General features: G+C 42.4%; 10 protein-coding genes. 7 read left to right on the top strand and 3 right to left on the bottom strand.

Translation table 11 applies throughout. The annotated features are described in order from the left end of the window. Together B4J23_RS10150 and B4J23_RS10145 are read right to left on the bottom strand one after the other, a co-directional pair. Window positions 1-764: TonB-dependent receptor plug domain-containing protein (locus tag B4J23_RS10150; protein ID WP_291360417.1), on the bottom strand; the 764-nt coding region annotated here is incomplete at its 3' end. A gap of 479 nt (window positions 765-1,243) precedes the next feature. Continuing rightward, a complete protein-coding gene (locus B4J23_RS10145) occupies window positions 1,244-1,396 on the bottom strand; it encodes a hypothetical protein (protein WP_291360416.1) in 153 nt (50 codons plus the stop codon). A gap of 393 nt (window positions 1,397-1,789) precedes the next feature. Between B4J23_RS10145 and B4J23_RS10140 the strand changes: the two genes are divergently transcribed. Both B4J23_RS10140 and B4J23_RS10135 read left to right on the top strand, forming a co-directional pair. Next, window positions 1,790-2,368: an ANTAR domain-containing response regulator gene (locus B4J23_RS10140; RefSeq protein WP_004785667.1), complete on the top strand. Its 579-nt coding sequence runs from the start codon at window positions 1,790-1,792 to the stop codon at window positions 2,366-2,368. A 10-nt stretch (window positions 2,369-2,378) separates the two neighbouring features. Further along, window positions 2,379-3,383, top strand: a complete 1,005-nt coding sequence (locus B4J23_RS10135; protein ID WP_180013647.1) for an ABC transporter substrate-binding protein — start codon at window positions 2,379-2,381, stop codon at window positions 3,381-3,383. A 64-nt stretch (window positions 3,384-3,447) separates the two neighbouring features. Here B4J23_RS10135 and mtlD read toward each other — a convergent pair whose 3' ends face one another. After that, window positions 3,448-5,574, bottom strand: coding sequence for a bifunctional mannitol-1-phosphate dehydrogenase/phosphatase (mtlD, locus tag B4J23_RS10130; protein WP_291360412.1), 2,127 nt, complete (start codon window positions 5,572-5,574; stop codon window positions 3,448-3,450). A 317-nt stretch (window positions 5,575-5,891) separates the two neighbouring features. Between mtlD and B4J23_RS10125 the strand changes: the two genes are divergently transcribed. The 5 genes from B4J23_RS10125 to B4J23_RS10105 all read left to right on the top strand — a co-directional run bounded on the left by B4J23_RS10125 (window position 5,892) and on the right by B4J23_RS10105 (window position 10,017). After that, a complete protein-coding gene (locus B4J23_RS10125) occupies window positions 5,892-6,836 on the top strand; it encodes an ABC transporter permease (protein ID WP_291360410.1) in 945 nt (314 codons plus the stop codon). Further along, on the top strand, window positions 6,836-7,717 hold the full coding sequence (locus B4J23_RS10120; protein WP_291360408.1) for an ABC transporter ATP-binding protein: 882 nt from the start codon (window positions 6,836-6,838) through the stop codon (window positions 7,715-7,717). The genes B4J23_RS10125 and B4J23_RS10120 overlap by 1 nt, the downstream gene beginning before the upstream one ends. 76 nt (window positions 7,718-7,793) lie before the next feature. Further along, on the top strand, window positions 7,794-8,801 hold the full coding sequence (locus B4J23_RS10115) for an isopenicillin N synthase family dioxygenase (protein ID WP_291360406.1): 1,008 nt from the start codon (window positions 7,794-7,796) through the stop codon (window positions 8,799-8,801). Further along, window positions 8,798-9,679, top strand: coding sequence for a hypothetical protein (locus tag B4J23_RS10110; RefSeq protein WP_291360404.1), 882 nt, complete (start codon window positions 8,798-8,800; stop codon window positions 9,677-9,679). Before B4J23_RS10115 ends, B4J23_RS10110 begins: the two co-directional genes overlap by 4 nt. An 8-nt stretch (window positions 9,680-9,687) precedes the next feature. Then, the gene (locus B4J23_RS10105; protein WP_291360403.1) at window positions 9,688-10,017 is read left to right on the top strand and encodes a DMT family transporter; all 330 of its coding nucleotides are present in this window, start codon (window positions 9,688-9,690) and stop codon (window positions 10,015-10,017) included. Window positions 10,018-10,173: the final 156 nt, after the last annotated feature.

Raw genomic sequence — 10,173 nt, 5'->3', positions numbered from 1 at the left:
CGGTAACGGGCATAAAAGCGGGTCTCAATATCTGGACTGATCTGATAACCCAGATTAAAAGCCAGACCTTTACCATCACTTTCGGCATGATCCTGAATCCCATCAAACTGCGAACCCGTCACTGCCAGATAATAATCTAACTTGTCGAGTTGTCGGCCAGTACTAAACTGGTATTTCTGATAGCCATGGCTACCCGCTTCGTATTTTAATTCAGAGCCATTCTGCTCTGCACCAGTCTTACTTTTATAGTTAACTGTTCCACCTAAGGACAATCCGCCCTGTTTTAAACCATTGGCACCACGGTACACCCCAACATGATCAATCCACCACGGTTCAAGCAGTTCATAAGCTGTACCACCTGGCCCGGTAAAGGGAATATCATCGATCATGACATAAGTTCCGGATGCGTGTGCACCAGAAGTACGGTTAATGCCAGAACCACGGATAGAAATTTTGGCTCCTTCATTGCCCGGCGATTGGGCATAAATACCGGGCTGGAGACGGAAGACGTCAGCAGTGGTTCCCAGACGCTGATGTTCTAACTGCTGATCTGAAATAAAGTTGGTTCCTCCCGAAACGCTGGCAAGTTCGGCCTCAGTCTGTTGCTGGGAATTTGTATTTTGCTCAGTGGTCACCACAATAGTGTCCAGCTGCTGAACACTATCCTGTGCTAGCGTAGTTTCAGCATAAAGATGGCCTGAAAATGCCGACAGTATCATCAGGCTAAGCGGGTTTTTCTTGAGAGGAATTTTTGTCATATTCATGGCGAATTTATACAATCCTGTATAAGTGATCCTGATCTGCTTTAGGACTTGGCTTAAAATTTAAGCTGTAGCATAAATGAAGCATGCAAAATTAAGCAGATATTTTCTGCCAAAATATCTGACTGGTGCGGCAATATTTTTAATTTATTCTATACAAATAATCTGTCAGTACTTTGCAAGATCACAGATAGATTCAAACAATTTCTGACATCTAATTTATTAAGTATTTGTAATTTATAGATATGTATTTTTTTCTTGTAACCATCTAATTCGAGTTGGCAAAAAGTGATTTAAATTAAAAATTTTGAAGATATAAACAATATTCTGATTCATAAAGATCAGTTTAGTAGACAGGTTTCTAGACCAAAATCTAAGTCATAACTAGAAAATAGAATTCTTATTTTTTGAACTATGGCTTATAGATTTCAGCCCAAAAAAGAAACCCTCCTGCTAGAGAGTTTCTTCATGTATTTTGGCTATTATTTAGAGGCATTTTCGATTACTTGCGCTTGTAATGGTGTAACTTGCTGGGTTTCGGCTGATTTTTTCTTGGTTTTCATTTCTGCCACTTTGGCCAGAGTTTTCTCGGTAAAGCGTAAACCACCGTCTTCTGCCATCACATTACCCGCCATCAAAAGACTGCTTATTACTAGCAGTGATGGTATAAGTTGTAATTTCATATCTATTCCACCTTTTTATTTTATAGTGGATTAAAAATAAGCAATTATTATTCCAACGTTTTTATCTCTATTTGATTTTTATTTTTCCTGATCATCTTGATGAAATTAAAATTGATCTAAGCGATGAATTTTATATTCTTATTCGCCTTAAAACTCCTTATTTTAGTGCGCTTATTTTAAGAACGCCTCATTTTAGTCAGGCTAATTTACTCTCATCAGACTCCATGCACTATTTTTATGACACTTTTAACCTGATCTCCTGATTTTTTTGCACTAAATTGCATGGTATGTTTTTTGCATAAGTCCTCATGGAATATTCCTCGATGTACTAGCTAAAAATCTTGCATGTCTAAATTACGAATTGCCCTGATTGATGATGATCCAGAACGCGCTGAATTTATTCAGGCTTCTTTGCTTGCGCATGATTTTCATGTGGTAGCCTGTGTCATTCTGAATGACCTCAACATTGTTGATATCAAAAGTCTGCATGCCGATGTCATTCTGTTAAATATGGATCATCCTCATCGCGATATTATTGAAAGCTGCGTGAGTCAGTATGAATTACCTACTGTTCTGTTTACCCAAAATTCCAACAAGGACACCATCAGGAATGCTATTGATGCCGGAGTCACGGCATATATTGTGGACGGGATCGATCCAACCAAACTGGAAAATATTCTAGAAATATCGATTGAACAATTCCAGAAACATAAAAAACTGTTACACGACCTGAAGGAAACTCAGGAAAAATTAAGTGATCGCAGGGATATTGATAAAGCCAAAGTCCTGCTGATCCAGCTGCATGGACTGAGCGAAGAAGAAGCATTTGCCCTGTTGCGCAAAAATGCCATGAGTCACCGGATTACCATTGGCGATATGGCAAGGCGCTTACTTGATGCACAAAAACTGTTATCCGGCCAATAAGGAGCATTCAATGACAACATTAGAAAAAACAGAACTCAATATTGGCTATATTCCACTGCTTGATTGTGTTGCCATTCTTTGGGCGGAGCGACAAGGTTATTTTACTGAACAGGGTTTAAAGGTAAACCTGATCCGTGAAGCCTCCTGGTCCAGCTTACGCGACCGTCTGGCCTATGGCTTTCTGGATGCTGCCCATTGCCTGTCTGCCATGCTTCCCGCGGCTGCTTTGGGCGCAGACCAGTTACAAGTCGCTTTGCAGACCCCATTAGTCCTCAGTATCAATCAGGCATTTATCAGCTTAAGACAGGATTTGTGTTATGAACTGGGCATTCAGCCTGAAGATAATGAACAGATCACGTCACAAAAGCTGGTCAGTGCCTTAAAGCAGCAACATAAAGTAGGTCTGGCTCATGTTTATAAATACTCCATTCATCATTACTGTTTAAGAGAATGGCTGGCTTTAACTGATGCGCAATATGCTAAAAATATATTGCTCAAGACCTCACCTCCTCCTTTGATGGTCAAAGGGATTGCAGCACAGATTTTTGATGGTTTTTGTGTGGGTGAACCTTGGAATATTCAGGCCAAGCTTGAAGGTTATAGCCTGATTGTCGCAGCAAGCCAAAATGTGATTCCTAAAGTGGCAGATAAAGTACTAGCAATAACTCAGGAATGGGGCGAGTTGCATCCACTGACTGTAGAGGCCTTAGTCGCAGCTGTAAATAAAGCCCAGATGGATTTAAAGCATGCTACGGATCTTTCTGAAGTCTGGGACATGCTGATGGATTATCAGATTATCCAGTTTGAATGTTCAGCTTCTAGACACGTTTATGACTTCCATAAGATTCAGAATATTATTCGTAACCTTGCAGGTGAAAGTGTTGAGCCTCAATTCACCGATTTTATCTGGCTATTAGAGCAGATGGAAAAATGGGAAAATATTAATCTGTCCGCAGATGATCAGCAACAGATTGCCCAATCCTGTATTTATCAGCAAGAATCCACGACTGTATAAATTTATAAACTTCCATAAAAAAAGACCCAGAATCGTTCTGGGTCTTTTTATTTACTGCTGATATTTAGCTGAGCGCTTGCTGCAAATCCAGTTGCATGAATTTTTGCAAGGACAATTTTCCAGCAATCATCTGATTGATGAATTGTGACATTTCATCATACAAGGTCTCATATAGTTGCGGCTCTAATGCCATATGTCTTAACTGGATCTGTAAATGCATCAACAGTTCCTGTTGCTCACATTCACCCTGTTCCAGAGCATAGATATAACCCAGCACTGCACCTTTTAAAACTACATCAAATGGCAAGCTATATTTAAGCAAGGTCGATAATGACCCCATAACCCGTTCATTATGTTCCAGCTTTCTTAAAGGTTCACGCCCTACACGTGCACATGGATCCTGATAAGCATAGGCACAGGATTCAGTGAAACTTTGTGCCAGCCGCTCCAGATCTGAAGCATGCTTAGGAATCTGGTAACAGAGACCATGCTTCACCTGCGCTAAGGCCTGCTGCATGAATTTTCTGACCGCATGATCTGACATGGCCACGCCAATGGTCTGATGACCGCGCAGGCTGGCATACCAGGCCATCATCGCATGCACACCATTCCATAAGCGGTTTTTAATCAGCTGGATATTGGCAATATCATCTACCAGAATCATTTGGCGCATTTTAGCCAATAATGGACTGTTATTTTCCACATAGATTGGCATATCCGTTTCGGCATTAAACAGAATCAGGTCCATCGACTGCAGAATATGACTTGGCTGAAAATTACGGCGCAGGTCTTCAATATATAAGCCCGCCTGATGTTCCTGCTCTGCATTCAGGGCTGTAGAATCATCCAGATCCACTACGGACAGATCTTCATCCAGCTGATACTGCTTGAACATGTTGTATTTGATGCGCAGCTGACGGTACAGTTTCTGGTCGGACAGTTTGGAGACCATACGGTTCACCACTGTGTCACAGAAATAATGCTGATCCATAATGTGCTGCGCTGTCTGTTCATCCGTAATCTGTTTCAGACGGCTCAGAATCTGCTGCATCACCAGCTGTTTGGCCCCGATTTTATTCAGGATAATTAACAGCGTCAGCGGCTGTTCCTGCTGCTCGTAGGCCAAGTATCGCGCATATAAACCCTGTGCAATCACCTCTGCTTCAGAAACCAGAGCTTCCTCAGGGACACAGACTGCGACCAGACTGGATTCAATATAAATATTCTGCATTTGCTTCAGATCATATGCATCAATCACGCTCATATTTTCAATACGCTGGTCAAAAGAGTTCTGACCATAACGAATGCAATAGGTGCCAAACGCATTAACGGCAGACTGATAGAGTGGATTACGGGTCGAGGCAATAATTTTGCGTGGACGCGTATAACCATCCCAGTGTGATAACACCTGAGCCAGATAACCACCACCAATTGCACCGAAGCCGTGAATCCCAACTGTTAACTGATTCAGCGTTTGCGGAAATGCAGTCTCAAGTTCTGGCATTTCTAGCACCGGAACAAAGTGGTTCAGATCTATCAGAAAATCTTCCATCGTTTCATAATAATACTGGGCTTGTGCCAGCATCGACTCATTCGGCGTTTTAATGTCTTTGAAAAGTACCGTCATGCCACCTGCATCATAGGCAGATCGCAGACCATTTTCAGAATCTTCAAACATCAGGCATTGAGCCGGACTTAAATTGATTTTTTCGGCTGCGCTGATAAAAATTTCTGGATGAGGTTTCCCCTGTTTAATCTCATCACCACACACCAGCACATCAAAAAATTTATAGACATTGGCATTGATCAGATATTCTTCTGCAATCGCACGTCGACTCGAAGTCGCCACAGCCATTTTTAGGCCTGCCTTGCGTAGGCGTTCCAACACCTGCAATAAACCTTTTTTAATTGGAACACCATAATTGCGTACATGTTCTAGTTCCAGTACATCGGCATGCTGGCGGATCTCGGCATAAGGAACATCTTGTCCATAACGTTCTTTGGCCAACTGTTCGGCACTACGGGCACTTAAGCCCAAACACTGCATTAAATAGTTTTCAGAAAATTCGACGCCGATCAGCTCACGCGAAGCTTGTTGCAAGGTTTGAAAGCGCAAACGTTCAGTATCAAACATGGTTCCATCCATATCGAAAATTGCGCCGTGTACGATTTGATTTTTAAATTCTAGCATTGCTCCCCTTTTATAATTCAATGAGTTAAGAAGTGGACAATACCTTAAGGAAAATAAGAGATTAAATAAACTCATGTAAAGATATGAAATATTTCTGACTATAAATTGATCAATAAAGACTAAAATACAATTATTTATGTTTCCAGATGTAATCAAACTGTGAACTTAAGTAAGTTGTTAGTCCTGCCTATCAGTTTAAATTTTCTTTTGAAATATCAGGTTATTTTATCATTTTGAATGTTTCTGCTTATCATGGCATTCATTTTGCTTAATCAGTATTACGTTTTATAAAAATTGTAATATTGAGGGGCAACACTATGAGTTACGTTGCACGTGAACTCAGTCAAAGAAATAAAATACTGTTTGGCTTGGGCTCTTTTTTAATACCGATTTTGATTTGGTGTGCAGTCAGTTATTTGCCATTTATCTGGCATCCACAAGTCCAGATTGCCGATTCAGGCAGCGTCAGCTATTTACAGGTCGGTAGTCGTATTGATAAGGATATCTTTTTCTCTGCTGCGCAATCCGCAGTGGATCAAGGTCTGGCGCCGCCCCAAGGTATTCTGGTCAATCCGATCTATCTGCCTGCCCCGCATGAAGTAGCGATCGCATTGGTGACTGCATTTACCACTGAACCTGCTCAAGCCAATGCACCATGGTTTCATGAAAGCCTGTGGCACAGTATCAAACTGGTGTTTACGGCTTTCTTTATTTCTTCCCTGATCGGTATTCCACTCGGTATTTCATGTGGCTTCTCTAATAAAATCTCCCAACTGACCGAGCCATTTGTTGAGTTTTTCCGTTATCTGCCAGCCCCAGCTTTTGGTGCCCTTGCGGTGGCTATTTTAGGCATCAATGATGCACCAAAAGTAGCCATCATTGTGATTGGCACCTTGTTCCAGCAAATCCTGATTATTGCCAATACCACACGACTGGTGGATCGCAGTCTGATTGAAGCCGGTTTTACTCTGGGTACCAATAAATTAAAAAGCCTATTTCATGTGGTCATTCCAGCAGCCCTTCCTGAAATTTATCGTAACTTACGCGTACTACTGGGATGGGCATGGACTTACCTGATCGTGGCTGAACTGATCGGCAGTACTTCCGGTATTACCTGGTTTATCACCCAGCAGGCCCGTTATCAGAATTTTGACAATGTCTTTGCAGCGATCCTGATCATTGGGGTAATTGGTCTACTCTGTGACGTGATTTTAATGAAATTGGGACAACGCTTATTTAAATGGAAACCGGGAGCAAACTGATGCAAAACTCTGAATTTAATACCCGTGAATATTTTGACAAGATTTATAGCCGTCCGGTCATCCTGGAAGCCAAACAGCTCACTCAATCCTTCAAGCATGGAAAAACCGAACGCACCATTTTAAATGGCATTGATCTGAAAATTCATAAACGTGAGTTTATCTGTGTGATTGGTCCATCGGGTTGCGGCAAATCGACCTTTAGCCGCGTTGTTGCTGGGCTTGATCCTTATACCAGCGGTGAAATTCTGGTGGATGGTAAGCCCATTACCGGCCCAAGCCCGGAACGTGGCATGGTATTTCAGGGCTATACCCTGTTTCCATGGAAGACCGTGAAAGAAAACATCATGTTTGGCCCGAAAATGAAAGGTCAAAGCAATGCTTCTGCTGAAGCGCAGGCACGTGAATGGATCAACATTATTGGCCTGGAAAAATATCAGGATCAGTATCCGCATCAACTCTCAGGTGGGATGAAACAGCGTGTGGCGATTGCCCGCGCCTTGGTCAATGAACCTAAAGTACTACTGATGGATGAACCTTTTGGTGCACTGGATCCGCATACGCGCCAGAAAATGCAGCGTCACCTGATGGATCTGTGGCAAAACATCGACATCACCATCATTTTCGTGACCCATGATATGGATGAAGCCATCTTGCTGGCAGACCGGATTGTGGCGCTGAAAGCCAATCCAGGTGAGATCAAAGAGATTATTGAAGTGGATTTGCCACGTCCACGTCATCCAGATCTGATGCTGACTCCGGAATTTAAACAGCTTCGCGAGCACGTCAATCAGCTGGTACATGCACAGGAGGATGAGCTGGATCCTGCACTAGCCGATCTTCCAGAGATTCCACGCTTGACCAAAGTCAGCACGAGCAAATAATCCATTTTAAAGAGCCTTTGGGACGACCCAAAGGTTTTAGTCGCTGTGTTGGACGACCAACAATAAGGTGATTGCAATGCAAGACCAATACGTACTCCCACTCGTCGATATTTCCAAAATGCAAAATCCACATCTGGCCGATCGTCTTGAAGTTGCGGCAGCTTTAGACCAGGCCTGTAAAGATGTCGGATTCCTTTATCTTAAAGGAGATCAGTTTAATTTTGATTATGCCACGTCACTGGTTGAACTGGCCAAATCCTATTTCGAGCAGGATCTGGACACAAAAATGCAGCACTATATTGGCAAATCCAGTAACCATAGTGGTTATGTGCCAATTGGTGAAGAACAGTTCGCAAGCAACAGTTATGACCTCAAAGAAGCCTATGATGTGAATTATGACTATCAGGGTTCTAGAACAGACTGCCCATTGCTTGGCCCAACCTTATGGCCTGATTATCCAAATTTTAAAGCCATTGTCAGCCAATATTACGGTCACTTGCGCACCATTAGCGAACAAATTTTTTCTGCTTTTGCCCTGGCTCTTGGTGTCAAAGAAGATTTCTTTGCCGATAAAATTAATGATGCGCCAAGTCAATTGCGCCTGATTCATTATCCGTACAATCCGGATATCAAAGATGCCGAAGGCATCGGCGCACATACCGACTATGAATGCTTTACCCTGCTATTACCAACTGCGCCAGGTTTGCAGGTGCTGAACAAAGCTGGCGAATGGATTGATATTCCATTGATTGAAAATACGTTGGTGATGAACATTGGAGACATGATGGAAATCCTGTCCAATGGCAAATACCTGGCAACCAAACACCGCGTAAAAAAAGTCTCTGAAGAACGTTATTCCTTCCCGCTGTTCTGTGCCTGTAACTATGACACGGTGATTGAACCGGTGGTAAAAACTGATGATTCCAAATATAAGCCTTTGATTGGTGGTGAACACCTGTTTAATCAGACCGCACAAACGTTCCAGTATTTAAAACAGCGAATTGCCAATGGTGAGCTGGTTCTAAAAAATGCCGTTCCGCTGTCTTCCTTTGGGCTGAATGAAAAATCGAAGGCAGCATCATGAACCTGTGGGAATTAATCAGAACCTTAAGTCCAACCACTACTCAGCCTGAAGTTATTCCAAGCTTTTTATACGGGGCATTTCGCAGGAAAAGCATCAGTTTCTTTAATGGCTTAACCGACCAAAGCACCATTGTGTACTGGTTCCAGTCACGCAGTTTTACTATTGATTTACGACTGAAAAGTCAGAATGACACGCCAGTGACCGAACGTCAGGGCTGGATTGGTAATACCATATGGAATGATGCAACGCAGCTTTTGTCCTGGGAAGTAGAAGACTACGCCAATTACCAGAACCATGTGCAATGGCCTGAACCTGCAAAACTGCACGCGATCGGCAACTGTATTCTGGAATTTTCACCGAGCAATGTCTATGTCGAAGACTGGCGTCAGCAAGTGAAGAAAGGCCTGTTCTTAGGCCTACGCTTAGAATCTGCGGTAGATGTCCAATCAGGTGCAAAACTGCAAATGGATGGCGGTCTGATCATCTGTGATGATCATATTGCCTATGCCCTGACCCGTTTGCCAGAGATGCAATCTCAAGTTGCAGAACTAGATATCAAGTCAGCCGATACTACTTCATTTGATCTATTAGAAAGCTTTGAAGTCTCTATTGGCACCCAAGGTTTAAGTAAAACCTACAGCACCCGTACCGGTGAAACAGGCAACGCCTTTGATCTGGACAATTTTGAAATTCTGGATGCAACCCGTCTGGTCCAGCATGTGGTTCTGGATGATCGTGCAATTGACCTGATTTTTAAGATTGATATCTACCAACCTGAATATGAGTTTCAGCACAGGACTAGCACGACTACAGAAGCTGAACAGTGGATGAGCAAAGAACAGAATCACCTGCTGCATCATGCAGAACGGGTGTTATAAGGAGGAATATGGCTTTTTTATATCTATCCGTTGCTATTATTGCAGAAGTCATCCCGACTTCTGCACTAAAGGCCTCCAATGGCTTTAGCGTACTCTGGCCTTCAATCACCACATTTGTTGGCTATGCGATTGCCATTTTCTTTCTTTCCATGGCCATGAAAACCATCCCAATGGGCATTGCTTATGCCATCTGGTCCGGTGCAGGTATTATCCTGATTTCTACAGTGGGACTGCTGGTGTTCAAGCAGCATCTGGATATTCCGGCACTGATTGGTCTGTCATTCATGATTGTGGGAATTATTTTTATTAATGTCTTTTCTAAAAGTGTTGAACTTTAATTTTTATATTTTTTAATGGTATATAGGACTTACGCATTGACGGATTCAAAAAAGTATTAAAATACTTTATAAAGTATCTGTGATCAGACGAATTAAACATGCTTCTACAGCAACTTGTACATTACCCATTTATATGGGCTTTCTCATGACAGAACC

The sequence above is a fragment of the Acinetobacter sp. UBA3025 genome, assembly GCF_002367915.1.
Taxonomy (GTDB): domain Bacteria; phylum Pseudomonadota; class Gammaproteobacteria; order Pseudomonadales; family Moraxellaceae; genus Acinetobacter.
This window is presented reverse-complemented; position numbering and strand designations above follow the sequence as displayed.